Source organism: Prochlorococcus sp. MIT 1201 (genome assembly GCF_047303415.1).
GTDB classification, from domain to species: Bacteria; Cyanobacteriota; Cyanobacteriia; order PCC-6307; family Cyanobiaceae; genus Prochlorococcus; species Prochlorococcus marinus_D.
The window spans coordinates 858245-882891 of the sequence record NZ_CP138947.1 but is presented as its reverse complement, the minus strand read 5'-3'; the positions used below and the strand labels follow the sequence as shown (position 1 = coordinate 882891).

The following is a 24647-nucleotide window of genomic DNA, read 5'->3' as shown; positions in this document are numbered from 1 at the left end:
AGAATTCAATCCGTGCAGAACTAGCGTGATGCCTGGAGCAAATCATCGAGTCTTAAAGTCAAGGCGAGAGCTTCGGAGATCCACCGCCTGCTTTTCCGCACACTGTTCTCTGGCAAAAGCCTTTAAAAGACATCATCGTTGCTAATAAACACACAAGTAAGCAGTCTTGGCCAAATCCCCACTCGTGACCAGCAATACTCTAATGAGTATTGCTGGTCAGTTTTGTCCTCAAGGAAATATATCAAGTATCGATGTACTGGGATCTGGCAACGTCAATGATACTTTTTTAGTGGCCTTGAGTGGTACTGAACCTCAGAGCTTTGTTCTTCAACGTCTCAACACCCATGTGTTTGATCGACCTGATCTCGTGATGAAAAATATGCTCAACCTTGTTGAACATGTGGAAAGAAAATTAGCCTCAAATCCATCAGAGCTAACCGGCAGGAGATGGGAGATCCCAAGAGTTCTACCAGTCCGTGGATTAGATGAACATTGGATTGAACAAGATGGACAGTTCTGGCGTTCCATCACCTACATCAACTCCGCTACAACTGTTGAGGTACTCCGCGACTATGAACACGCTAAAGAAATCGGATATGCACTTGGCATGTTTCATTACCTCATCAGTGATCTCCCCAACGATGGATTAGCAGACACGCTTGAGAATTTTCACGTTACTCCTGCTTACTTACAACAGTTCGACATCGCCCAAACCATAGGATGCAGTGGTAGCGTTACAACTTTGGAGCGAGACTCACGCCTTAGCTCGGCGATGCATTTCATAGAGACCCGTCGCGCTGACGTCGATGTACTAGAAGCCGCACTTTGTCGTGGTGAACTAAAGAAACGTCCCATTCATGGTGATCCGAAGATCAACAATGTCATGATCGACAACCTCACAAGCCAGGCGGTGGGGTTGATTGACCTCGATACCGTCAAGCCTGGACTGGTTCACTATGACATTGGTGATTGCCTTCGTTCCTGTTGTAATCCAGCAGGAGAGGAAGCTACCGATATCAGCCAGGTTCAATTTGATCTCTCACTATGTGAAGCAATCCTTGATGGATACCTATCTGTAGCAAGAGGCTTCTTGAGTGAAAGGGATTATCACTACATCCCCGAGTGCATCAAATTGATCCCATTTGAACTTGGTTTGCGCTTCCTTACTGATCACCTCAATGGCAACATCTACTTCAAAACGAAACATCCAAACCAAAACCTTGATCGCGCGGAGGTGCAGTTCCGCCTCATGGAAAGTATTGAAGCTCAGTGGACCTCTATTGTTGGCTTGGTAGAGCGCCTGAGGAGCCAAAGCTAAATATGGCTCGCCATGCTGTCATGACACGCCAAGTATGCACTCTGGTTCCCTATGAACCAAGGCAGAAACCAAACTTACTAGTTAGTGCTGAGTTTGTATGGCATGAAGAAGGGATTCTTGAGCTCAGTTATGGACTTCGAAGTCGAGGAGAAGCTGGGCTCAACGATATTCAAATGCCAGCCACTGCAGTTTCACCACAGCGATGTGATGAGCTTTGGTCAAACACGTGCTTCGAAGCATTCCTCGCTCATCCTGGGCAAGAGAAATACTGGGAACTCAATGTTGCCCCTAGTGGTAATTGGAATCTTTACTCCCTTGAGAACTACCGCAACGGACTCAAACCAGAGCTCGGCGTACTCCTCCCAACCATCAGCATCCATGGTGGACCAAAAGATTTTCGCTGTGATGTGCTTCTCAATTTACAGCCCTGGTTTCCAGGTATTTCCTGCCCAGAGTTCTCTCTCGCTGCGGTCATCAAACATGCCGATGCAAGTTATAGCTATTGGGCCATTCGCCACACAGGCCAAGGTCCAGACTTTCATGACCGCCGAAGTTTCATTCAACCCTAAATCGTGAACTCCTCCTGGGGACAATGCAGCAGCTTAAAAGCAAAACCATGCCAATGCTCTAGATCAGTCAGATTTAGCATTCGCAGAACTTCATTGAAACACTGAAGTTTCATGTCTAATAGATTCCGAAAGAATCAGGCAGCCTTAGGTTTCTTGATCATCATCACTGTAGCCATCATGATTACAGCACTCAACATCAGTAAAAAACAGCTTTTAATGCGGGAAGCCTCCTTAGTCCATCAATGTCTACGAATGGCTGATCTAAGCGCTTGCACATCCATAGATATGGGACGAATCCATCCCAATACGCGTGAACTGATATGGCGGATGATCAAGAAACTGCAGAAGAGCTGGTCGTGAGATAGACAGAAAAGGTTCGCTTCTCTACAAAAGAAATACCAACGACTCTGATCACCATGTTTAATAACATCGTTATCATTCAGCTTGCAGCCATCCTTACCGCTTGCTGACATGACAAAGATGAGGCAATTATTAAATGGGGTGGACTGCTGGTTGCTGTAGTGACTTTGGTTGTCGGCTTGGTGCAGAGCTGAGCACTAGACAAAAAACAATCGTTAGCTTCTAGGCGGAAAGAACTCCTACCCAGCCTTTTTTCTTGCCTAAAAAAGGAATTGTGGTTGGTCTGAACGCAAAGGATGGTGCGACGAATTCAATTCAGCTCGTAGCAGCCTTTAAGGCCATCCCCTAGAGCAAGGCAACAAGCACCATCTTCTGCATAGGGTGCAAACCATGACCAAAGCCCCCTCGTCAACAGTCCAAAGCCGCCGAATCCTGCTCACAGGAGCAAGTTCTGGAATCGGCTATCAAGCTGCAGTTCGAATGCATCGTGCCGGACATCAGCTAATTCTGCCTTGTCGAGATCGGTCTACAGCTACGGCAACGCTTAAAAAACTCTCAGAGGAGACAGTTCAACATCAGCAAGAGAGAAGCCCAGTTTCAGCTCCAGTCATGGACTTAGCTGATTTGGAAAGCATCAAACAGTGTGCTGATGAGCTACTGAGCATCGGCCAGCCAATCGATACCTTGATCCTCAATGCTGGCCTTCAATACACAGGTGCAGCAAAAGCGCAGCTCTCATCTCAGGGCTACGAACTCACCATCGCGGTGAATCATCTTGGTCATCAGGCCTTGAGCATCCGCCTATTACCGCTGTTAGATGCAGGGATGAGCCCACGTGTAGTGGTAACAGCTTCCGAGGTGCATGACTCCAATTCTCCTGGCGGACGCTTTGGCAAGCCTGCTGGCTTAGGTGATTTGACGGGTCTCAAAACCGGAGCCGGCTTTGAGATGATTGATGGCAGTTCAAGCTTTAATGCAGACAAGGCCTACAAAGACAGCAAGCTTTGCAACGTACTGTTCGCTCGGGAATTGGCAAGACGACTGAGTTTGCGTTCCATACAGATACCAGTGCTGGCATGGGCACCAGGGCTAGTGATACCTCGCAGCTCAGGAGGCTTCTTTCGCTACAGTCGGCGCTACAACGAATGGGGTCAGCGGGTCTTTTCACTAGTGGTGCGAGATCTGTTGCGCATTAGCGAATCAGCAGAGAATGCGGGTTCTCTACTGTCGAGACTTGCGACAGATCAATCGTTAAACACATCTCCATTTAGCTATCGAAGCAATCGGCTTGACGGTCCAGGGCAGCACCGTTTTGAAGAAGCAAATGTAAGCAAGGAAGCACAGGACAACAATCTGGCCAAGTCGCTGTGGGAAGTGAGCGCCGAGCTGATAGGACTACCTACTGAGCTACCACCTGCCTCAGTATCACAATGCTAAGCTTTGTTCAAGAGGACCTAATTAAGTGTATATATAGGCCCTGAATTATCAAAAAGCAGAAGCGACAACATGCAGCATGTATCTCAAATCCACAATCAAAGATTGACAAGTCTTGATCGTAAAACTATTGCGATTTCTGCTAAGCCAACAATAACACTACTGTAATGCCAAAACTCCCCCCTGAACATAAGTTTTGGGACCTGTCAGATTATGCACGTCCAGGGGCAATATGGCTGGTAAAACGACTGCTGCCTACATCGATAGGCGCTATCACATTAACATGGCTATTTACCGCAGTAGGCCTAGTTAGTGTACTGCTAATTTTTAATCGTTATGCACTTACGCTTGCAGGCTCACTGCTGATATTAAAAAGCTTGCTTGATGCAGCAGATGGTGAAATGGCTCGCGCAAGAAATCGACCATCACATACTGGTAGATACTTGGACTCAATAAATGATTTAATTCTGAACGGGCTTGTGTTGTTTGCGATTGGCATCCCGCTGATGATACCTGTTTGGAAAATTGCGCTGACCTGGATCTCATTTCAACTGCAAGGGACAATATTTAATTATTTTTATGTGATTAAAAGGCATCAGGCTTCCGGGGATAAAACAAGCCGCATATCCGAAGTGACTTCTCCGGTTCCTTACCCTCAAGAGAACCCAAAAGTGTTATTTATGCTTCATAAGCTATATCTAATTTTTTACGGTTGGCAAGACTGGATTATCGACACAATGTTCAAGGGCAATCAAATAACCAACTCAAGATCTCGCCCAATCCCAAACTGGATCATGAGCTTAATCTCAATCTTTGGATTGGGATTCCAACTACTTATTATCGCGATACTTCTCTGCACCAATACCCTAGAGCTAACCTTTCCTATCTTTTTGATCGTCTACAACATCATCGCGGCACTGGTTGTCTTTAGTGTTTTAATATTAGGGTCAAAAAAATTACAGAAAAGGGCCGCAAGGCTCTAGCATCTACTTTATAGTCAATCCTTGTCGAAGGAGAGATATTAACTACAATCCACTAGTTCCAGATCAATCCAATAACATTTACTGCAAAGAGCAAGTTTCCTAAATTGATTGATCACAGAATCCAAGAACTACCTACAAAAGACATCTCATCGTCAACAAGTGGTCAAACCAAATAACTTTAGATCGCTAGAGGTTATAGCGATACTCCATGTGCGAGGATTAAAAGCTATTGAGTATTCATGGCCTAATTCATACTATGTTAGCCATTGACCATCCTCCTGACAATTATGAATTGATCAAAGTGGTTATCTTGGGCTACTTGCTGGGAACTTCCTTAAATAGGTAGACACAGGAATTGGCTTGTTTTGATTATAACCAACAGGCAGCCATAAATCCCCAGCATCAATGTCAAAGTGAATTTCCCAATGATAAAGGCCAGTGAATGCGCGCGGATCTTCCTTCAATAAGGCTGTGTATTCGAGCACGGCCCTTCCGTAATGGTCGCTATTGTTATATCCCCACAACCCTTTACGGATATCTTGCAGCCCGCCTCGGCGTACTAGATAGCGCGCGGCTGCCTGAATCGCGTCATGGGGGTCACGGATGTCCCCTTCTCCAATACCATTCTCTTGCCAAGTTGTTGGCAAAAACTGCATCGGTCCTTGAGCATTAGCTACAGAGACACCATCAATGCGGCCCATTCCTGTCTCAACAAGGTTCACTGCCGCCAAAACTTCCCAATCGATACCAGTTGAACTTTCTGCTTTGCGGTAATAGCTCAATAACTTCTCTGCAGGCTCTGGCGGAATGATTCTCCAGGCCGGCATTAAGCGAGGTCTAAAGGATCTCCTGTGCATCGCAAGAAACTCTCGCCTTGCGACTAAATGCCGTTCAGCCACATGACGCCAACGGGTCGGCAAGTGAGCCAGCACCTTATTAGAAGTGGGTAGATCCTTAGACAACACCCGGTAGATGAGCTGTTGTTGATGGCCAAGGCTTGGGAGATCTTCTTCAGGTGTTGATGGTTGAAGCAGCGCTTCTTCTACCTCTTGAAGAAGATCCGCAAGCTTGATCGGATCATCTGGAACGATGGGGTAATGACGCCCATCAGCCATACGTGGCCGATCGGCATCGCTTGGCAGAATCGGACTTTTTGATGCGGATTGGCGTTCCGCCACAAAAACATTCGTGGTACTTAGTGACTTCAAAGCCAAGCTACCCATGAGGCTTAGAACCCCAGCGCTGAAAAGCATTAGAGCGAGGTGGCGTTTCCTCATGACAACCAACTCAAAGGCAAAGATGACGCTACCGGAACTAACCAACAAAGGCTCGATGGCACTGATCAGCCCGCCGCCGCTTACGCTGCCGTCCATTACATGAAACCCTCGCGTGGCCAAGGAATCCACTCACCGAGCTGATGAGCTCAAAGAACTTGGCTGGTCCAGCGAGGACGTAGCCCGCTATGCGGAGCTATGGGACTACCGGCAGCGTTGGGGTGCAATGAACTTGGAGCGAGAGGACCGCCAGTTCCTAAGAAAGGCTGAAGCCGCTCTGCCAGCAATCGTTACTGGCAAGGCTGCAGCCAAAAAAGCCACTGAGGACAAGTCTTATTACCGCAGGCTCCGCTTCTATCTCCAGGCCATGAATGAAGCAGAGTTAGCTCTCGCACTTGAAGAGAACGCTCGTGGTGCATGGCCGATCCTGCTGGAAGAAGAATTGCGAGCTCTCGACTATTACGAACCTGTTCTCGGCCTACCAGACACCCTGAAGGCCAAGAAGTTCGATGCTGTACGTGAATCGATTGCCAACCGTGCATCAAAGCTTGCTGATGAGCAGGGCCTTGTGGTGAGTTTTGACTTCCAGGCCCCCCTCAACGCTCTCAAAGCTCAAGAGCCAACAAAATGGCGCCAATTAAGAGAAGAAGACACTGCAGCTGATCAGAGCTATCCCATACTCAATGCCTCTGTGGTCGAAGGCTTCCGCCAGGAAGTGAGGGCCGAATTGGTGCCCTTGATTCGCGAAACACTGCCATCATTAGCCAAAACAGATAAAGCTGCTCCACCTGACGACTGGAACCGCGCCTGAGACTAAGTTGCTAGAAAGAAGGAACCTTCCTGTTTACGTGTAGTTGACTTCACATCGCTTCGAAACCCTCCAGCTTCATGCCGGCCAGGTAGCTGATCCTGTCACGAACTCACGGGCTGTACCCATTTATCAAACCAGTTCGTATGTCTTTAATGACGCTGAACATGGTGCCAACCTGTTTGGTCTTAAAGAATTCGGCAACATTTACACCCGTCTGATGAACCCCACGACGGATGTGTTTGAAAAGCGTGTTGCGGCTCTTGAGGGAGGGATTGCTGCTGTAGCGACAGCTTCCGGACAATCCGCCCAGTTCCTGGCAATTACAAATTGCATGCAGGCTGGTGACAATCTTGTCTCAACATCCTTCTTGTATGGAGGAACCTACAATCAATTCAAGGTGCAGTTTCCCCGCCTTGGCATTGATGTGAAGTTTGCAGATGGTGATGATGTTGATAGCTTTGCCACTCAAATCGATGCCAACACAAAAGCAATTTATGTGGAGTCGATGGGAAACCCTCGCTTCAATATCCCTGACTTCAAAGGCCTTTCAGGCTTAGCAAAAGACATGGGAATCCCATTAATTGTTGACAACACCCTTGGAGCAGCTGGTGCTTTGCTTCGGCCCATAGAGCATGGTGCTGATGTGGTGGTGGAAAGTGCCACCAAATGGATTGGAGGCCATGGCACCAGCCTTGGTGGAGTGCTTGTGGATGCTGGCACCTTTAACTGGGGCAATGGCAAGTTCCCACTGATGAGTGAGCCAAGCACGGCATATCACGGTCTGGTGCACTGGGATGCTTTCGGGTTCGGCAGCGACATCTGCTCCATGCTCGGCGTTCCAAGCAATCGCAATGTGGCCTTTGCACTGCGAGCTCGAGTTGAGGGACTGCGTGACTGGGGAGCAGCTCTTAGTCCATTCAATTCATTCCTACTTTTGCAAGGGCTCGAAACATTGAGTTTAAGAGTGGAACGCCATGCATCCAATGCCATGGCTCTTGCTACATGGCTGCAGGATCATCCCAAGGTTGCCAGTGTCAACTATCCCGGCCTGAAAAATGACCCATACCACGCACAAGCCAAAACATACCTAACGAATCGAGGCATGGGATGCATGCTGATGTTCTCCCTTAAAGGAGGCTTTGATGATGCCGTGAGCTTCATCAATGGTCTTGAATTAGCTAGCCATCTCGCCAATGTTGGTGATGCCAAGACCTTGGTGATTCATCCTGCATCCACCACGCATCAACAACTTTCTGCTCAAGAGCAGGAATCTGCAGGAGTCACTCCCACAATGGTTAGGGTATCTGTTGGCCTTGAACACATCGAAGACATCAAGGCTGATTTTGAACAGGCCCTAGCGGCCATCAGCTGAGACTGGAGGCATCGATGGCGCTGATCCTGCCACGCAGTTATCACAAGATCGCCGCGGTGGAGAAGAACCGGATCTCATGGATCGAGCCGGAACTTGCAGAACGTCAGGACATCCGGCCATTAAGAATCGGAATCCTCAACATCATGCCCCTGGGCAAGCAGTATGAATTCAATCTGCTGCATCCCCTAGGGCTTTCACCTCTACAGATCGAACCGATCTGGATAAGGCTACGTAGCCATAGCTATAAAACATGGGACCTTGCTCATCTCGATAATCTCTATGTGAGCTGGGAGGAAGCGATGGAACCCAATCCTCTTGATGGTTTGATCATCACTGGAGCCCCAGTTGAACATCTGCCATTTGAGGAGGTGAACTACTGGCAAGAGCTAGTAAAAATCATCGAAGAGGCACGGCAGAACTGTGCAAACACGCTTGGCTTGTGCTGGGCTGGTTTTGCCATGGCCTATCTCCAAGGTGTCGATAAAAAGTCTTTTAGCAAAAAGTTGTTTGGGGTGTTCCCGATGCGCAGCTTGGTTCCTGGCCATGCTCTGATGGGCACGCAAGACGATCGATTTGTGTGTCCGCAGAGTCGCCATGCCGGGTTGCCTGATGGCGCAATGGAAGCAGCACAGCGACAGGGACGTCTACGTTTACTGGCGCATGGTGAGAAGGTTGGCTACACGATCTTTGAGACCACCGATCAACGCCAACTTGTTCATCTTGGGCATCCGGAGTACAACGCGGGTCGCCTGTTAACAGAGATGGAACGAGATCAAGCGAGAGGCGATGTTCAGCCCCCTGAAAACTTTGATCCAGACAGCCCTCTAACTCTATGGCGGTCACATCGAAATCTACTGTTTCAGCACTGGCTATGGTTCTGCTATCAAAGAGTAAGTTTGCGTGACTGAAATATTGTCAAAATAATCATAATTAGCAAAATAAAAGTAACCAAAAGAGAAAGCAAGTTTCTATAAATTCATCTACAAAAGTCATGCGTATCGGATGCACTAAGGATTCAGCAAAACACGCAAACGTTCTAGGCCAATGCTGATAGAAGTTTTTTCTGTAAACCTAACCGTCAGATCTTGCTCATAGGTGGTTAGAGGTTCAATCCACGCTTTCTGCAGTTCACGCACGCTTAAATCTGCCTCAGAGGGGTCAGTTCCAATCCCCATCCTTGTAGCGAGCCGCTGCTGAGCTGTGAAATCACTACATTCACAGGCCACGATGGCAATCGGGCATCCTTGCTGATGCGCCAATGCAAACATTCGCTGTCGTTCTCGTTCGCGCAAGAAGGTGGCATCCACAATTGTGGTGTAACCACTGCTCAAGCAACTTTGAGTTAATGCCGGTAGGCATTGATCAAACAACCACTGGGTGACCTCAGGTCGATAAGGGTCTCCTTGAAAAAGTGGTGCAATGCCACCACTTGTCATCGTTCCTTTTTCAAAGCCAAGCAGCTTGTGCAGCGGTCTGCGACCGAAAGCACGCTGACGTTCAACATCTGAACGCAATCGTACTGCTGGCAACTGCTGATAGAGCTGCTCACTCAAAAAGGATTTACCACTACCGCTGAGTCCATGCATCAGCACAATACCGGCTGATTTTGTTTGCTGGACCTCTCTTGCCCGCTGAATGTAGAGGTTGAGATCCTTAAGCAGCCTTTGAAGATGTTGCTGATCAACAGATTGATGCTGACTCTGGGAGCAGAGTTGCTGCCATTGCAGGCCACTCACTTTGGCGCGCACAAGCGCTCGGTAAGCCGAATACCAAGGCCAAAGATCAAGAGTCTTGTAATCGCCGGTGTGCTCAAGCCATTCGTTGAGTATCACCATGGCATCATCCTGATGATCGTGTACCTCAAAATCCATCACTAGAAATGCCATTTCACTAATCGGATCGATCCAACGAAGACTTGGATTAAAATCAATGGCATCAAAGACTTCTAAACGTTCATCGTTGTTTAAGTGTATATTGCCGACATGAAGATCGCCATGGCATTCGCGTATGGCTCCTGCGTTGAGTCGTTGCTTAAAACGAAAAGCCAGTTCTGGCTGAATCCTCTTAATCCAAGCTCGATGCTGCTCAAGCCAAAGCTCTAATGGCTCAGGAAGTTTCAACTGATCCAAAACACGCAAATTTGCATGCACAGGGTTAGTCACCGCTTCAAATCCACCAAAACCGCCATCTGAAGCAGCCTTGTCGACACTGAGATGAAACTCTGCAAGATCGAAAGCAAGTCTTTTTAGGGATTCAGTCTTCAAAACCCCATCACTCAGATAAACACTGAGAAGACGAGAGGCAGGAAACTGACGCATCTTCACAGCAACCTCAACCACACCCTTTGTGGATGGATCATTCGATTCAAAGTTTTCATCGAGAACTATGGCGCCATCAACTGATTCGAGAATCCGGGTCACACCTAGATAAAGGTCTGGAGCCAAGCGACGATTTAGGCGCAGCTCCTCTTGGCAAAAATGAAGGCGTTGCTTGAGTGTGGTGGCGTCTACAAAGTCAAAATGCGCAGCTTTTTTGACTTTGTAAACATAGGAACCGGTCAGAAGCACCCAGGAAATGTGGGTCTCGACAAGCTCCACAACCATCACCGGATGTGGATAAGCCTCAGGCTTCATTAATGCCTGAATCAAAGCGGGTTGGTTTTGCTTGGTCGTGGTCACCCGCGAAGTGTTTCAGCTATGACTCAACACTGGCATCTGTGACTACTCTCCGCCATCTATAAAGCCAACATGGTTCTGTTCAATGGTGTTGGCTAGGAGCTCTATGGCACAGCCATCACAAAGACACGATTGGGCAGAAGCTCGCCCCTGGACGTGGATGGCCAATTGGTTGAACTGCGCTGATGCTCGATCCTGGCTGCATCGACTACAAGACGGTGTGGCTTGGGAGCAACCGGTTGTTCGAGTCTACGGACGTCATCATGTTGTCCCACGACTAACGGCATTCATGGCAGCAGAGGGGGTCAACTATCACTACAGCGGTGTAAGCCATCGCGGCGAAGGATTGCCTGATTGGCTCTATCCCTTGCTCAGGCAAGTGAATGCGGCCTGCAAGGAAAACTTCAACGGTTGTTTACTGAATCTCTATCGCAATGGCAACGACCGCATGGGTTGGCATGCGGATGATGAAGCTGAGATTGAACCAAACACACAGATCGCTTCCTTGTCACTGGGAGCAACAAGGGATTTCTGTTTAAAGCATCGCCATCAACCGTTACGGGAAGTGCTTCATTTGCAGGGCGGCGATCTGTTGATTATGCACCCTCAATGTCAAAAAGAATGGCTACATGCGTTGCCGAGACGAAAGAGAGTGCTTCAACCAAGAATCAACCTTACCTTCCGTTGCTTTATCAAAAGCCAAGGCCTATAGCTAATCAGAATACTTATGGGAGATCAATTGCATTTTTCAACCAAATCGGATGCAAATAGATAATATCGATTGCCATGGCTTGGGATATTCGCCTGAACCAGATTCCTAAGGATTGGCATCAGATTCCGGTTAGATTTAGAAAAACAAATGGAATTAGAGATGGCGATAAAGAGCGAAGTCTTTACTGGTTCCTTTGAGGAGATAGATGTATCGGCAGAGATAAGAATTGAAGAAATTTGCTTTGCTGCGCCTCAAGTGTCTGGAGTTTATTGGCCAGTTCTAAAGTGACCAAAGCAAAACAGCGAATGATCTCAATCGTGCCAGGTATCGGATCTCGTTTTAAGCGAATATTGAGGTATTCAAAGAAATAAAAGTCTCTGCTAATGCAAGGGCTTTGAGTGTCTAGGCGGACCCAGCGGTACTACCAACTCCACGACTAACCACCACAAACTTTAAGCGGGGCGGGAACAGGCAAGAATCACACTGTCCAGCCCCCGTGATGCCCCCCAGCTACGCTCTCCAGCTCTTCATCAGGCAGGGTTTTGCGATGCTCTTTTAAGTCTTCTGTTGTAATCGCGAACCCAGCAGCTATAGCAATAGCTACAACATCAGCTCCTTCTGCTTTGAGCTATTCATGCAATGAAGTATCTGCTTGAACCTTGGCGATGAATGCCTTGAGTTGTTCTTCTGACATCGATTATTGATCTCTGAACATGTCATAGCAGTGGATCAACAAAAAGCCCCGCCATGCTGCGGGGCTTTTCTTATTTGTTTTCTCCCCCTAAAGCGGTGGCGACTTTTTGTTTTCATCCTTCACCGCTATCCATAGATTCACTCAACCTCTTTAAAAACGCAGTGACCTGGCTCAATTCCAACAGTGAGTTTGTTCACAAGCATCAATAACATTGCGTTTTCTCTCCAAGTAGCACAAATAACTGACATGAAGAAGGGCACCCGCGTTGGATGCCCTCAAGCCCAGGACAGGTTTTTAGGGTTTCTACGTCCTCGGACTCCTGATCTAGCTCTAAGCAAGCAGGTAGAAGGTGTCAGTAGGAAGAATTGCCCCTTTCCGCTTTTCCCACACAGTGGCTAGCAATGTCCTCTTCCAGTGGACATTGGCATCAGTGAACTTTTTGAGGCTTTGCGGGCTTCAGTTCCTTAAGCAGCTCTCGCAGCCCCACTAGTGCAAGCACAAAACTGATCCCCATGACAATCACAGCAGGTGTGTCCATGCCCTGAAAAGCGAACCACTTATCTAATAGCTACCCTTGGCTTGATCGAGATGAGAAATTTTACTCATTATTGATTCTGGGTTGTACAGACCTAGGAGTAGAACAGAACCGCGATACTCCCCACACAGTTTGTCGTTTGGAGCTACTCGATGAGGGCGCCCTTTTCTTATGCGCCTGTGATTAATGCTTGAAACAAGGGCAAAGAAGTAGCTGGGGCCCTGCCAATCACCTGCGTCAATCAATCAGGCAAGTTGCGCTCGCATGACTGGGTTTTGGTATGTGAAGGCTTGGCTCAGCCTGTTGTGCTATTGGTTGGCAGTGAAGAGGATTTCAGCGCGAAACTGGTAGGTCCATCACCGCCCTAAGCGTTAGTGGCGACGTATTTGGCTATCTCCGCTGCGCACCTCTCAAAGGACTGTTCAACAGGGATATGCCTTGATCCGTGAGGACATCGATCAGGAAGATATCCAAAGAACAGATCTTGTTGCTCAAGCTATTCATCTAGTGATGGGAAGCGCAAGGGTTGCTTTAAAGCAGAACAACCCCGCTGCTGTTGTGAGCGCTGTAGCTCAATTCGACAAGTCATGTGGGTTAGGAGTGAGGAAATAGTTAGGGGCCTTAGTTCTGTCCCTCTTTTAATTTATTGATTTCATTGATCCAAGGAGTTCTTCTAAACAGAATGAATTTATCTTCATGACCTGAACTAGAAGTCACGGCTAGAGTGTTGGGAAAGATAGGGATAACGTTTAAGAATTTTGTCCAATCCTTTCTTAGCTTATTGATTTCAGAAATCGAGACGGTAGTTACACCTGCTTGAATGTTGAGCGCATGTGACTCAAAAATTAATCTTGCTGTGGTCAGATAAAGCATCCCTCCAACGGTCTCAATACCTCTTTGATGGTTTGCCGGCGATTTCTTGACAAGCTTTTCTCCAACCTCAAGAACAGTCTTCACGCAAGAGTCATTTTAATTTAAAATTACACTAGCTTCAATTAAAGAAACCTCAAGCCCTCTTTAGTTAAGTCCTAAGAAGTTGTTGCCTTACCGATCCACCCAAAAGATCACCGGCGAATGTTGAATACGCTCAGAACTATCCATGCCAACCCCAAAGCGGCTGGGGTAAGGACAGGCTTTGATGACCCCTATTCCAATTATGGCAACTACAGCAGATTGAAGGCAGACGGCATCAGTGAATGGAGCCCTGCCTTTTTAAAGCTCTCGGCCACTCTGAATGTTTGTGCCAGGCACTATGAGCGTTTCTGCCAGAATTATCGCCATCACAGCAAAGCTGCTCCCAAGTGCCACTGAGGTAGTCGCATACTCAAACAACTGGTGAGCAGCGCCAGCCCCGCTGGTAATCAGAGCACTCCTCCTCGCTGAAATCTCCGATCTTCAGGGCATCGGGACTACTCCAAGACACACAAGTGGTCCGTTGCTAAGCAGAAGATGCTTTGCCTCAACTTTGTGCAGCATTACCTGATTGTCTGGACTTTCCCCACTGTTGAGGGGGCCTGGGAGTCGTGCCCTGGATTTGCGGACTACATCAATGAAGGAGGGCCTGGCGACAAATTCGAGGGCTTTGAGCTGAAATATCGCGTCTGCGAGCCCGTGAGTGGCAGTGGGGTTGCCATTGCAGTAGCTAGCGATATCGGCAAGGTTTGGGCCCACCTCGGCCCTTGGATTAAGGGCTATGGCATCCAATTCGAGGTCACGGCTGTGGTGTCAGATGCAGAGTTCGCAGCAATGTGGCCTGGCGTGAAGGCTGCTGCTGCTGTCGAATAAAGGCCCACATCTGGCAGGCCGGCTGGCTGCGGTGTCAGCCCAGTCGGTAAGCAATCAGGACTCACCTTCCGGCCACAGCATTCGCACGGATCGGGAATGCGCTATCCCTCTTCCTTCGATTCGGATTGAGAAATCCCTTACGGTCGACTGGGCTAAGGATTTTTAGATTCCTTCAACGAGCGTTTGCGTCGCAAGTCAAGGCAAGACTCGCACTTACAGAAGAAGCCCCTGGGATAAGCTCCCGTCGACAGAAATCTTCCTTTCCCCACTTTGAATGGAGCGTGAGAGGCATGCTTTGAGCAAGTTGATCGTCGGTGGGTTGTAGTTCTTCCATTAAGCATTCACCTGTGCATAAAGATCTGCCGTTGCATCTGGTTTGAACCTGGCGTAACTGCCGAGATGCACTTCAATCGTGTGCCCCATGGCTTCAGCGATATTGGCGACAGGCAGATTCGCTGCATGTGATGCTTTGGCGTAGCGATGGCGAACTAAAGATTCATTTGATGACTACGATTATGAAATGGTTTCCCGCAAAGAAGATGCTGGAATGAGTCCTACTCGCTCAGAAAGCACAGATTCGATAATGAAATGCATGTAGAAAGCCTTCCTGAGGCAGACTAAAGAGTTCTGATCGGAGATAGGAGTACATTCAATTGCAGTATTAACGGCACACATTGCCTTGAGGTTAGTGGTTCGGTCCATCGTGAAAGTTCCGTATCGATGTTTATAGCCTCACCGCAAGAAGTCCTCAAAGCCCTGAGTTAGATCATCTCGCGCTGTGAGATTGGTCACTGCACTAGTGGCGCTCTAGCAATGACTTTGTAGATGGAGTAATAGGACTATCTGGTTATCACCAATGACGCCCCAAGCATTCAGATCTAAGCCTAAAGAAAGCCACTACAACCCCCGTGGCCTCGAGGGTGCCTGGGAGGGATTCCCGGATGAGGTGGCTTAGGGGCCCTACTTTCTCGGGCCCCGCAAACGATTGAGAATCAATCAAGCGCTAGCCCACCTCTTAGCGGTGTTGGTTGAGCCGTTGCCTAATGATCGATCCATTGAGTAATTGCTGTTTCGTCATAGATATGACCACTTGATTCAATCATTACTTTTGCCTCAGGGTCATTCCACATGCCCATCGCAACTCCCTCCTCTGCTTGGAATATCACAATCGCTCTTGATGAATCTTCTTTGTGTAAGCCTCTGTACAGAGATGTGATTCCGCCTGCTTTCAACATTGCTTTGTTGTCTTCACTGTCGTAAATAGCTCTCCACTCGTCAAAGGTTTTACTGATTTTGAAGTCAAACACGGTGGTTTCGATTGCCATTCCTAAGGAATAATTTCGACCAATTAGACCATGCTTGCCCACCACCTAGCTGTACGCGCTGAACATTGATAGCGCTCTGCGATTTGTTGCTAGTTGTCGTCCATGCATCTATAGCACTCAAGCAACGTTTGATGAGGGTTGATAAAGCATCACCGAAATGGTGGAATCCAATTTCAGTTCACTTGTGCAGTTCCCGCATTCACTTGCGCATAGAGGTCTGCCGTCGCTTCTGGCTTGAACCTGGCGTAACTACCGAGATGCACTTCAATCGTGTGCCCCATGGCTTCAGCGATATTCGCCACAGGCAAACCGGCCGCATGTGACGCCTTCGCGTAGCGATGCCTAAAGGAATACGTCGTGAGCTGTTCACCTGAGTTCAACGCCTCAGCTTTCAAGCTCCTCCAGACCTCACGCCGACGCAGATAATTATTCAACGCCTGTGCTCCATCGCCATAGCTCTGCAGTGGTGGTAACTCTTTGCCTTTTTGAATCCGGGCTTGCAACTTCCAATCAATGGAAGAGCCATCGAGATCACGCACGAGTAGCGGTAGCAAGCGACGCGGTTCTGTCTTATCTCCTTTCCTGCCGCCCATCGACTTTTGATAGATGGTCCACAGTTCGGAACCCTTTGCCCCTTTTTTGATCTGTAGCCATCGCAGTTCTTCTGGTCGCAGTCCGTATACGGCACACAGTTGTATGGCGAACTGCCAGCGAGGATCAGGCATCCCTTCCAGCAACCTGAGGATCTCTACGTCTGAAATGGCGTAACCAACGCGCTTGCTCTTCAGTACCTCAGGAAGCGTTGCAGGAGGTGAGTAGATCGGTTTTAGGTGACCTCGTTGCACTGCCCAAGTCAGAAAGCCATAGAGCTTTTGACGGCTGATCTGACGGGACCTGGAGCCTTGCTCCCATTGCTCAAGGCATGCCATGCAGAGTGTTTCGCCATCACGCGGTGGGGTTCCTTTGAACTTGTCTCGGCATTTGGGCAATACGGGCAGATAATTCTTCTTCCAGGTTTTATCGCAAGCGTTGGGGACGAACTTTCTATAGCTCTCGATCAGCTCGTCGAAGTTCAGTTGCTGTTTTGAGCTGCTTGTATCAGCAGTTTGCGCTGCCTCTGCAAGTGTGATGTTTCCATCAGCCCAACGCTTAAAGATCTGCTGAATGCGGGGCAAGGCATCTGCGGAGCCTTGATTGCTCCAGTCGTCGCGATGACTACTGGAGGGTTCTTTGTTTGAGGCTTAGCCGGGGAGCCTGAAGCTTCGGCTGAAAGCTATACAACACCCTCGATGGGGAAAGCAGATCGCGAAGTGTTGTGCGCGATCAATCCCCCGACAAAACCATCAACGCCCCGCCTCGTGTTGGTTTTTTTTATTGGCCTGCTCCAGGCAACAGTTCCCTGCATCCAGGGATCTTCTTCAGAAGAAGACCAAGCCCTGATACCAGGACCCACCGTCAAGATCAACGTTGCAGCTGCGATCAGTAGGAAGCGCATGTCATGTCCTGGCCTATCGGGCGACGCTAAGTCTGTCACCGTTTTTGCAGTGGGTTCAATAGGGGATCGATTCCCGCTGGGGTGGGGGCTATATGAACGGGATTACTTTGGAGACGGTGAGGTGTCCTCGGGCATAGACGAAGAATCCTTGGAAGTAATCACGGACGGTGAGGGCGATGTCTGTTTTGACGGTTGGTAAAAGGACCGCCAGGTCGAGGCTGCCGAGCAGCGAGTTGGGGGCTTGAGCCAAGCGCTTCTGGACATCGTTTCCGTGGCTACTTCTGCAACCATCGAGGACTTTCCCGTTTTTTGTTGTCAATCCCGGACACTTTTTTTGTCTTATTGAGTCAGCACCTAGACGTGCCTTGGATCTGTCACCGATTTTGCAGTTGATTCTTTAGGAACCCCATAAAAAAGGCCCTGGCGTGGGGCCTGCAGATCTTCGCTTTTTTAAAACTAGTCAAACCACAAATCGGAGCCGCTTGTCGTCATCAATCTCGCCAGCCATAACCTTGAAGGCGTTTTCACCGTGAACAAAATCAAAGGCTGACTTGTAGACATGACCCTTAGGACCATCACCGCAATGGTGAGGCTGATGGATGGATTGGGTTCTGGTTAATTTCTCGTCCTGAGCAAAGGCTAAGGACTGATCCTGAAGTTCCTGGAGTGTCATGGGAGGGTGGCGATCTGCCCTCTTGTGCGAAGCCGTACACCAAAGGGTGAGAGGTTTCAGCCATTGCGGGTCGAGGTGTCATACCTTGCCCCTTGTGTTCAGAGCTACATTTGATACATCAAGGGATGACGCAGTGTTGAGGAATTGGGTGGGGCTTGAGAAGGCCTCACACGGCACGATCGAGAGCGCACGCTCTCAGGTCGATTCACTAGATGACATTGAGGAGATGCGAGTTCTACTCAAGAATGTCATTTCAGCTCACGACACGCTCAAGCAAAGGCTGGAAGACAAGCTCACCAACATGACCAACTACATGGCCCTGTCTAAAAAAGGCCAATAAAAAGCCCCCCGGAGGAGGCCCTGTCCTTTCGACACACGCTCTAGCAACATCCATCACTGTTAAGGGATGAGTGCTTGTACCTGTTCTGCTTCTAAGGAAATTTTTTTGAAGAAGTAGAACAGAGCTACGACACTCCTCACACAGCATGGATGGGCGGTAATCGCTGGTGCCGTCCTTTTCTTGCGTGCTTGTGATCCGCTATGGGCCTTCGAGGCAGCCCATCAAAATCAGCCGGTCTGGTTTTTATGACATATCGGGATGTGATCAAAGCTGTCCTTAGACGTGTCAACATCAGGGAGTTGCTGGATCAAGGCCCTGAGGGTGGGGCCTTTTTGCATGCCAGCAAGTCTTCTCGCAGTCGCTAAGCCTTGGTGTATTTCTGTCTGCTCAGCATGATGATGTGTGCTAATCGAGAGCTGGAATTGACAGAATCAGACCCGGCAGTTTTAGACGCCCTTGTCGCTAAGGCTTTAGAGCTTTCGGCAAGTGCAGGCGGGGAGTTGGAGCGCAGCTGCTGGATGGTGGTTCATGAGCATGGTCACGGAGTAAAGCCAACGGAGTACGACATCCGAGAAATTGACGAGCAGCTTTATCTGAAGGTTCTGGAGACCAGTCGATCCAGATCAGTTTGCTGAGATAGAGAGGTCGAATAACCTGCCGTAGCTTCTTAGACATCAGACGAGGAGCTAAGTATTGCCGCAACTCGCCGCTTATCGAAGGGAACTCCACACCAGGAGTCGCCCTCTCTTCTGCTAGCACTCCACAGCAGTTACAGCTGAACGCATTGCAGGTGAACTTGGCGTTCCCAATTCGGCGTTGGTTCATCTGTTAAAAGTTGGCCATGCCGCACCCCTCATCATCAGGAGCCTTTCGTTAGTGCCTATCCCCTATTAAGCCCCATTGCCAAGGGGTGACCCTCTTCAACGCCCCCTGACGTTTCTCAACAAAGGAGTTAGGACAAGACAATCCGCCTAAAAACCTTTGCCACCAGAACTGTTGAGGCTCTATCTATTTGAGATTGGGATTGTTGTTATTGGTGCTGCTGCCTTTTTTGCCTGGCGTTTTGGAGGGAACGGTGAGGACGGCTGATTGACGGCCCAACCTCATAGTGTTCAACTCAAAAGACTTGCTCGGCCTCATGGGTTTGATGTAACTGGGTAAGTGTTCCAAGTGCTTCCCCGCCCCTAAAAGAGCTAGGACAACAGGAGACACCTCGAAAACTATGGAAGACACCGCTGTTCAAGCAGGCGACAATTTGCGCTATCTGCTGGTTGCACTCGGTGTTATTGGTGGTGGTGGTCTAGCTGTCTGGCTTCAAAGGGACAAGAAAGTCGACAAGAAACCGAAGCAAAAACAATTTGTTCCCAAGAACACGAAAGGGTTTCAGTGATTGACTGCCCAAAACAAGTGATGAGATCACACCAAGTGCCAAGGGTTTTCATTTGGACGTTCAATCAGCCCAAGTGGCCGTGCAGCGATAGCGCGTGCTCATGGCAACAGCAATTGTTATGCACGACATATCAGTGACAGCTTTACCTTGAGGGACTTTTCGCTGCGCCTGCGCCTGTGCCATCTGCTCCGATTCACCATCAGCCGTCGCCTCTCCTGCCCGAACGGAACCAGGCCAGGAGGCCAGCAGCACCAATAGCAACGATCCCACCGAATAGATAAAGCAATTCTTTCTGAACAAGGTTGTCCTCCATAGGTTCTGACCAGTCTCTTCTTGTCTTAGCTCCTTTGTTGAGAAACGTCAGGGCCGTAGAAGCGCAGAGCATCTTTAGCGCTGGGTTTCAGTAGTGCATAAGTATTGAAACGTAGGTCTCGACGCTGAGGGCGGTCAGGAATGGCAAGACGCACTGTTGATCTGACCCAAAGGGGTATTGGTATCTGCGTTTTAAAGATGTTCTCGGCTGTAGCTCTTTAGATCTCCAGATTGAAGTAATCAAAGGCCGGCCGATGAAAGGCGTGCCGGCCCTCCTAAAAACCCAGAGGATCTACCTTCAAGGGGATGAGGTCAGGGAGCTATCGAAAAAGACAGCAAGAAGAGGGCTGGATGGCCACGGCATCCCACTATTAGGAAGGGTCGTGTCACCCTCCTGGTAATGGCCTCCAATCATCTGAGACCTGTGAAGGGCTATGCGCGAAGGTCTTCTCCAGATCCCTTTTGAATGAATTATCCCGACTGATTGGGCTGTGATCGCGTTCTGATTCAGTGTCTAGGCTGATTTCCTGTGAAAGTCTGATCTCCTTTGTTGCTCTGAACCACCCCAGTTCTTTGGCGATCCCAAAAAACGGCCAGATAGCGAAATAGAGGCAAATGATCGCAAGGCCTACATATCCACCGTTCAATTCCATACCGGAGAACTGACAAACGTTTGCTGTATTCAGCATGGCCACAACAGGCACGAACAGGAAGCGAACAGCACAAAGAGCAAAGAAACGGCTCGAAGCTCCTCTTGCTGAGGAGGAGAACAACAGCGAGTCGAAGAGTCAAGCGTTGAATCTTGGTTAAGCGAAGACGCTGTGGTTAGCGCTTGAGGAGACGATCGATTTTGAGTCGCGAAAACCGTACCTGTGACGTTCACGATGGGATGTCTATCGCTAACCGGCCCTGGTTCTCACGACCCTTTTGGTTCGGTTGAACATTCTGGTGGAGTCAAACTAAGAGGGTCTTGAAGAGAACAATCATGTATTCACTATTCGACTCCGTCTTTGACGTTCCATTCGGCTACAGCATCCCTCGTGATCGCGTTGTTGTGATCCCTGATTCGCAGTACAACAAGCTGCGTGCGCAAGAAAACGAGCGCCAAGTTGCCAAGCTTGAAGCTCGCAAAGAGCATCACTCTCAGGTAATTGAGCGCCTCAATGAGCAGATCGGAGAACTGCAAGCTGCACTACCAGCAGCAGAGCCAGACAAAGAGATAGCGGCCACAAAAGAGTGACCGCTAACGGCAGCTGGAGTGGGACCCATCTGCCGATATTTGCTGGGATACAACGGTACGTTCTACGGGGCCTGCGGGCCCCTTTTTCTTGTCTGAGTTGGCCAGTTGCTGACAAGTGACCACAAGGGTTTCAACGGACAGAACCGGCTATTTAGATCGTCGTTAATAAGACAAGGCCTACCTGAATCTCCCATCCAGATTCGGGGGCTCTTTTTTGTGTTCTTAACAGCAAAAAATGCTTGTGCGATCCAGCCCCTGAGTGGTGCGAAAGGGTATTGCGGGGGCATTTAGAGACGCTTGATAGAAAGGAGTAATTCTTCCTACTGACGCCTTGTTGTTGCCTGCTTAGACCTAGATCAGGAGTCCGAGGACGTAGAAACCCTGAAAACCTGTCCTGGACTTGAGGGCATCCAACGCGGGTGCCCTTCTTCATGTCAGTTATTTGTGCTAATTGTAGAGAAAATGGATATGTTCTTGATGTTTGTGCTCAAGCTCACTATTGGCATTGAGCCAGGTCACTGCATTTTCAAAGAGGTTGAGTGAATCTATTGATAGCGGTGAAGGATGAAAACAAAAAATCATCACCGCCCCAGGGGGGAGAAATTAAATAAACAAAGGCCTCGCACCATGGCGGGGTTTTTTGTTGATTCACTGCTATGATAAATTCTTAGATAAACAATCGATCTGAGAAGAGCAACTCAAGGTATTCATCGCCAAAGTTCAAGCAGATAGCTCACTACAGGAACAACTTAAAGCAGAAGGTGCTGATGTTGTTTCTATTGCTAAGACTGCTGGGTTCTCGATTACAACAGAAGACTTAAATGCGCATCGGCAAGCTCTGTCTGGTAGTGAGCTGAGTCTTAATATCCTAACGGACTGTAAAAACATCTTTTTGCTCATGTAGAAAGTAAAGTCCTTTGACTCACAGACAATGCAGCTCTTTCTATGTGATGCCCAGTTCGAAGATATTGAGCTTCAGAAAGCCGCCTATGCCCAGTTTATTGAACTATGGGAAAGTGGTGCCATGGCAAAGGAAGATAAATTTGAAGGTTTTGAACTCCTTTTCCGTGTTCATGCGCCAGGCGAAGGGCGTGTCGTGATCCTGTGCAGGGCAGAGAGCGACAAACAGCTTTTCACACATTTCGCTCCCTGGCGCGCTCAATTCGGAATTGTGATCGAATTTACCCCTGTTATGAGCTGTCAAGATGTAGTTGATGCGCACAAAGATCTGTTTGCCAAGCTTCCACCCCGCAGTGCTGTTTAGTAGTATCAAACAATCAAGTCATGATCCCGCGAAGGGCATTGTCTTGTGAGGGAGTTTATATGTAAGTGGTTGAACTCCGTGAGCCGGGTGCGCGAACACGCCGGCTCAACCAATTTTCGTTGGAAGCTTTTGCGGAGAGTTGAAAGTTCTGCATTAAGAGCTTTCTTTGATTCGTTTAAGTCCGCGACCGTTTGGGCTATGTACTCCCGATTACAGACCCTTTCGGTTTTGCCTTCGGCTAGGTATTGAATGAGATGGTGGTGTTCATCAGCGCCAGATGTGGCGAAAGACCAGCAGCCAAGCAAAGGACTCCGATAGTTAAAAGTTTGATTACTGGTTTGATGTAAGTGTGTGGTTTATGAGGCCAGTTAGCGATCCTGACGTGCGTCCTCTGCACCGACGAACAGATAAAAAGTGCTTAGTCAAAGCGGCGTTACCTTTGGTGGCCCTTGGTGTTTAATACTCCGTTGCACGGGGCATTGTTTGGTCGTAAGTATTCAACCCACTATGGGCCAGCAACGCCAGAACCTACAGGGACTAACGCTATCCAAAGCAAGACACCTACGAGAATTAGACCACTACTAAAAGAGCTGAATCAAACACTTTCCCATGGGCCTTTGATTAATTTAGCGCCATCTGAACCAGGCCATGGAGGCATGGTCACTACATGCGCCACAGCTTCCGTCTGTCCATTATTACGAAATTGCATCGCTCCACCGCAAGGTGCATGTAACGCGGTGCCAGCATTAAAAGGCACATGCCTTTCAATGCCTTCATGCTTTATCCAAAACACCCCTTCCCCTTGAATAAAATACCATATTTCTTCTGTACATAATTGAATGGCAGCATGTGAAATAAAGCCAGGGGGAAAACGGCACAAGTAGGTATTACCATGCTCAGTTTGAAGCATGAACTCCATTACACTGCCATCATCAGCCCTGCCTAACACTCGCTCCTCAGGCTGGCATACTTGCTTTAGAGTTTCTGACGACGGCATTTTTGTTTTATCTGCGTGATCAGAATGTTTCTCATTCATTAGTTGTTCATCCTTTAATCTCCTGAACTAATTGTAGCGTATTATTGAAAATATAATTACAAACACATAAAGTAAGAGCAAGGTGGACTTCCTCCGATGGAAACAGCAACCAAGAAAGGAAAAGACTCTTGATCTCGTTAGTTCTTGAGCCAATACCGGCTTCGAAGGCTGCTTTTAGTGCTGGGAATTCCCCGACAATCGTTGGCTAATTAAGCCCAGGCTTATCAGTTTAGCGTAGCAATTGTGACGCCAAGCCAGGGACTTCAGTCAAAGAAAGGGTGACGTTTGGCAAAGATTTTTTCTTGCCCTGCGGCTGTTGACTCAGTAAGAGACGGTAACTGAGGAGGAGGATTTGCCACCATGAATAAAGGTGATGGATTTGTATTGGATGCCGCTTTGGGAAAAGTAAGTCGTCCAGGTGCCGTTAGGGAAAGGCATGAACTAGTTGGTCGTAAGACCAGGTTAAGTTCCAGGAACAGTCTTGGTAGCCGTATGGGCTCTATTGCCGTGTTACGAGAAGAGATACTGGTAATGGAGAAGTATTGGGAGCGAGGGATCGAGTTCAGGGGTGAGTGTGTATTGGATGAGGAAGAGTTTGGAGAGTGGGGAGCTGCATGTATGAGTGCGATGGTGATGATGGGACTTGATGGGATGCAGTTTGTGATCAAGTCGAGATTGGAGGCGTTAGCTACCCCCCCATTGAGAAGTTGAGTCAGGTAGCGGGCCACTTCCTCTCTGTATTGGCTGAGTAGTGATAGCGATCAGCGATCTGTTGTCAGGAGTAGCCCATATGTCGATAGCGCTGGATTCTGGTGTGACGTGATTCTTTAGCCCAGAGAAGGATGAGGAGAGGGAGCAAGACGAGAACTGCTGCCCATGCCAAAAGACAAGTGAAAGTTATTGGTTTTAAAAGCTTGTGGGTGTTTGTAGGAGGTGGCTCAAAGCAATCGCTGCCGACAGCCCTTCGCTACAGGAAATCCACGTAGACGTGATTGGTGCGCTTGCTTCTGATTTGAGGGGAGTGCTCCACACTGGTCGTCCATTGAGAGA

General features: G+C 48.6%; 28 protein-coding genes and 2 pseudogenes. 19 read left to right on the top strand and 11 right to left on the bottom strand.

The window, feature by feature from the left end; all coding sequences use genetic code 11:
- The first annotated feature begins 202 nt into the window (after positions 1–202).
- From SIB41_RS04425 to SIB41_RS04410, 4 genes are all read left to right on the top strand, one after another.
- Entirely contained in the window at positions 203–1318 is a 1116-nt protein-coding gene (locus SIB41_RS04425; protein WP_413361384.1) for a phosphotransferase enzyme family protein, read from the top strand.
- 20 nt (positions 1319–1338) lie between these two features.
- Positions 1339–1887 (top strand): DOMON-like domain-containing protein, encoded by a 549-nt coding sequence (locus SIB41_RS04420; protein ID WP_413360758.1) that lies wholly within the window; start codon positions 1339–1341, stop codon positions 1885–1887.
- 750 nt (positions 1888–2637) lie between these two features.
- Positions 2638–3684, top strand: coding sequence for an SDR family NAD(P)-dependent oxidoreductase (locus tag SIB41_RS04415; protein ID WP_413360756.1), 1047 nt, complete (start codon positions 2638–2640; stop codon positions 3682–3684).
- 164 nt (positions 3685–3848) lie between these two features.
- On the top strand, positions 3849–4664 hold the full coding sequence (locus SIB41_RS04410) for a CDP-alcohol phosphatidyltransferase family protein (RefSeq protein WP_413360753.1): 816 nt from the start codon (positions 3849–3851) through the stop codon (positions 4662–4664).
- Positions 4665–4969: 305 nt separating this feature from the next.
- Here the strand turns inward: SIB41_RS04410 and SIB41_RS04405 are convergent, their stop codons facing one another.
- A complete protein-coding gene (locus tag SIB41_RS04405; protein ID WP_413361382.1) occupies positions 4970–6037 on the bottom strand; it encodes a transglycosylase SLT domain-containing protein in 1068 nt (355 codons plus the stop codon).
- Positions 6038–6053: 16 nt separating this feature from the next.
- Between SIB41_RS04405 and SIB41_RS04400 the strand changes: the two genes are divergently transcribed.
- From SIB41_RS04400 to SIB41_RS04390, 3 genes are read left to right on the top strand one after another with little or no spacing between them, the layout of a single operon-like run.
- Entirely contained in the window at positions 6054–6749 is a 696-nt protein-coding gene (locus SIB41_RS04400; protein ID WP_063405703.1) for a hypothetical protein, read from the top strand.
- A 43-nt stretch (positions 6750–6792) separates the two neighbouring features.
- Positions 6793–8121, top strand: a complete 1329-nt coding sequence (locus SIB41_RS04395) for an O-acetylhomoserine aminocarboxypropyltransferase/cysteine synthase family protein (protein WP_413360750.1) — start codon at positions 6793–6795, stop codon at positions 8119–8121.
- Between the two features lie 14 nt (positions 8122–8135).
- Positions 8136–9029 carry a homoserine O-succinyltransferase gene (locus tag SIB41_RS04390; protein ID WP_413360748.1) on the top strand — a complete coding sequence of 298 codons (894 nt, stop codon included), beginning with the start codon at positions 8136–8138 and terminating at the stop codon, positions 9027–9029.
- Between the two features lie 99 nt (positions 9030–9128).
- Here the strand turns inward: SIB41_RS04390 and SIB41_RS04385 are convergent, their stop codons facing one another.
- Positions 9129–10799 carry a bifunctional aminoglycoside phosphotransferase/ATP-binding protein gene (locus SIB41_RS04385; RefSeq protein WP_413360746.1) on the bottom strand — a complete coding sequence of 557 codons (1671 nt, stop codon included), beginning with the start codon at positions 10797–10799 and terminating at the stop codon, positions 9129–9131.
- 103 nt (positions 10800–10902) lie between these two features.
- On the opposite strand from SIB41_RS04385, the gene SIB41_RS04380 reads away from it, so the two are divergent.
- Complete coding sequence (locus SIB41_RS04380; RefSeq protein ID WP_063420313.1) at positions 10903–11508, top strand: alpha-ketoglutarate-dependent dioxygenase AlkB family protein; 606 nt, start codon at positions 10903–10905, stop codon at positions 11506–11508.
- 478 nt (positions 11509–11986) lie between these two features.
- Here SIB41_RS04380 and SIB41_RS04375 read toward each other — a convergent pair.
- Both SIB41_RS04375 and SIB41_RS04370 read right to left on the bottom strand, forming a co-directional pair.
- Positions 11987–12202, bottom strand: a pseudogene (locus SIB41_RS04375) (Nif11-like leader peptide family RiPP precursor).
- 1156 nt (positions 12203–13358) lie between these two features.
- A complete protein-coding gene (locus SIB41_RS04370; RefSeq protein ID WP_413360743.1) occupies positions 13359–13694 on the bottom strand; it encodes a GRAM domain-containing protein in 336 nt (111 codons plus the stop codon).
- Positions 13695–14186: 492 nt separating this feature from the next.
- Here SIB41_RS04370 and SIB41_RS04365 point away from each other — a divergent pair, with 492 nt between their 5' ends.
- Both SIB41_RS04365 and SIB41_RS04360 read left to right on the top strand, forming a co-directional pair.
- Entirely contained in the window at positions 14187–14522 is a 336-nt protein-coding gene (locus SIB41_RS04365) for a DUF3303 domain-containing protein (RefSeq protein WP_413360741.1), read from the top strand.
- Between the two features lie 31 nt (positions 14523–14553).
- Positions 14554–14688, top strand: coding sequence for a hypothetical protein (locus SIB41_RS04360; protein WP_413360738.1), 135 nt, complete (start codon positions 14554–14556; stop codon positions 14686–14688).
- An 874-nt stretch (positions 14689–15562) separates the two neighbouring features.
- On the opposite strand, the gene SIB41_RS04355 is transcribed toward SIB41_RS04360, so the two are convergent.
- Complete coding sequence (locus SIB41_RS04355; RefSeq protein WP_413360709.1) at positions 15563–15847, bottom strand: DUF3764 family protein; 285 nt, start codon at positions 15845–15847, stop codon at positions 15563–15565.
- A 173-nt stretch (positions 15848–16020) separates the two neighbouring features.
- A complete protein-coding gene (locus SIB41_RS04350; protein ID WP_413360735.1) occupies positions 16021–17022 on the bottom strand; it encodes a site-specific integrase in 1002 nt (333 codons plus the stop codon).
- A 114-nt stretch (positions 17023–17136) separates the two neighbouring features.
- Between SIB41_RS04350 and SIB41_RS04345 the strand changes: the two genes are divergently transcribed.
- Positions 17137–17541 carry a hypothetical protein gene (locus SIB41_RS04345; RefSeq protein ID WP_413360732.1) on the top strand — a complete coding sequence of 135 codons (405 nt, stop codon included), beginning with the start codon at positions 17137–17139 and terminating at the stop codon, positions 17539–17541.
- A 261-nt stretch (positions 17542–17802) separates the two neighbouring features.
- Here the strand turns inward: SIB41_RS04345 and SIB41_RS04340 are convergent, their stop codons facing one another.
- Positions 17803–18015, bottom strand: a complete 213-nt coding sequence (locus SIB41_RS04340) for a hypothetical protein (protein ID WP_413360729.1) — start codon at positions 18013–18015, stop codon at positions 17803–17805.
- Here SIB41_RS04340 and SIB41_RS04335 point away from each other — a divergent pair.
- The 3 genes from SIB41_RS04335 to SIB41_RS04325 all read left to right on the top strand — a co-directional run bounded on the left by SIB41_RS04335 (position 18014) and on the right by SIB41_RS04325 (position 19745).
- Positions 18014–18355 carry a hypothetical protein gene (locus tag SIB41_RS04335; RefSeq protein WP_413360726.1) on the top strand — a complete coding sequence of 114 codons (342 nt, stop codon included), beginning with the start codon at positions 18014–18016 and terminating at the stop codon, positions 18353–18355. The genes SIB41_RS04340 and SIB41_RS04335 overlap by 2 nt on opposite strands.
- Positions 18356–18747: 392 nt before the next feature.
- Positions 18748–18990: a hypothetical protein gene (locus tag SIB41_RS04330; RefSeq protein WP_413361380.1), complete on the top strand. Its 243-nt coding sequence runs from the start codon at positions 18748–18750 to the stop codon at positions 18988–18990.
- A 587-nt stretch (positions 18991–19577) separates the two neighbouring features.
- The gene (locus tag SIB41_RS04325; protein ID WP_413360724.1) at positions 19578–19745 is read left to right on the top strand and encodes a hypothetical protein; all 168 of its coding nucleotides are present in this window, start codon (positions 19578–19580) and stop codon (positions 19743–19745) included.
- Between the two features lie 60 nt (positions 19746–19805).
- On the opposite strand, the gene SIB41_RS04320 is transcribed toward SIB41_RS04325, so the two are convergent.
- On the bottom strand, positions 19806–20015 hold the full coding sequence (locus SIB41_RS04320) for a hypothetical protein (protein ID WP_169189931.1): 210 nt from the start codon (positions 20013–20015) through the stop codon (positions 19806–19808).
- A 68-nt stretch (positions 20016–20083) separates the two neighbouring features.
- Positions 20084–20212 (bottom strand): hypothetical protein, encoded by a 129-nt coding sequence (locus SIB41_RS04315; protein WP_255454326.1) that lies wholly within the window; start codon positions 20210–20212, stop codon positions 20084–20086.
- Positions 20213–20242: 30 nt separating this feature from the next.
- On the opposite strand from SIB41_RS04315, the gene SIB41_RS04310 reads away from it, so the two are divergent.
- A complete protein-coding gene (locus SIB41_RS04310; protein WP_413361378.1) occupies positions 20243–20458 on the top strand; it encodes a hypothetical protein in 216 nt (71 codons plus the stop codon).
- On the opposite strand, the gene SIB41_RS04305 is transcribed toward SIB41_RS04310, so the two are convergent.
- Positions 20444–20830, bottom strand: a complete 387-nt coding sequence (locus SIB41_RS04305; protein WP_413360722.1) for a hypothetical protein — start codon at positions 20828–20830, stop codon at positions 20444–20446. The two genes, SIB41_RS04310 and SIB41_RS04305, sit on opposite strands and share 15 nt — an antisense overlap.
- A 212-nt stretch (positions 20831–21042) precedes the next feature.
- Between SIB41_RS04305 and SIB41_RS04300 the strand changes: the two genes are divergently transcribed.
- The 3 genes and pseudogenes from SIB41_RS04300 to SIB41_RS04290 all read left to right on the top strand — a co-directional run bounded on the left by SIB41_RS04300 (position 21043) and on the right by SIB41_RS04290 (position 22561).
- Positions 21043–21297: a hypothetical protein gene (locus SIB41_RS04300; protein ID WP_063418766.1), complete on the top strand. Its 255-nt coding sequence runs from the start codon at positions 21043–21045 to the stop codon at positions 21295–21297.
- Between the two features lie 688 nt (positions 21298–21985).
- Positions 21986–22201, top strand: a pseudogene (locus tag SIB41_RS04295) (Nif11-like leader peptide family natural product precursor); the annotation flags it as partial.
- A gap of 27 nt (positions 22202–22228) precedes the next feature.
- Positions 22229–22561, top strand: coding sequence for a DUF3303 domain-containing protein (locus SIB41_RS04290; protein ID WP_413360719.1), 333 nt, complete (start codon positions 22229–22231; stop codon positions 22559–22561).
- A 595-nt stretch (positions 22562–23156) separates the two neighbouring features.
- On the opposite strand, the gene SIB41_RS04285 is transcribed toward SIB41_RS04290, so the two are convergent.
- Entirely contained in the window at positions 23157–23597 is a 441-nt protein-coding gene (locus tag SIB41_RS04285; RefSeq protein ID WP_413360717.1) for a hypothetical protein, read from the bottom strand.
- Between the two features lie 360 nt (positions 23598–23957).
- Here SIB41_RS04285 and SIB41_RS04280 point away from each other — a divergent pair, with 360 nt between their 5' ends.
- Positions 23958–24308, top strand: coding sequence for a hypothetical protein (locus tag SIB41_RS04280; RefSeq protein ID WP_413360714.1), 351 nt, complete (start codon positions 23958–23960; stop codon positions 24306–24308).
- Positions 24309–24647 lie beyond the last annotated feature (339 nt).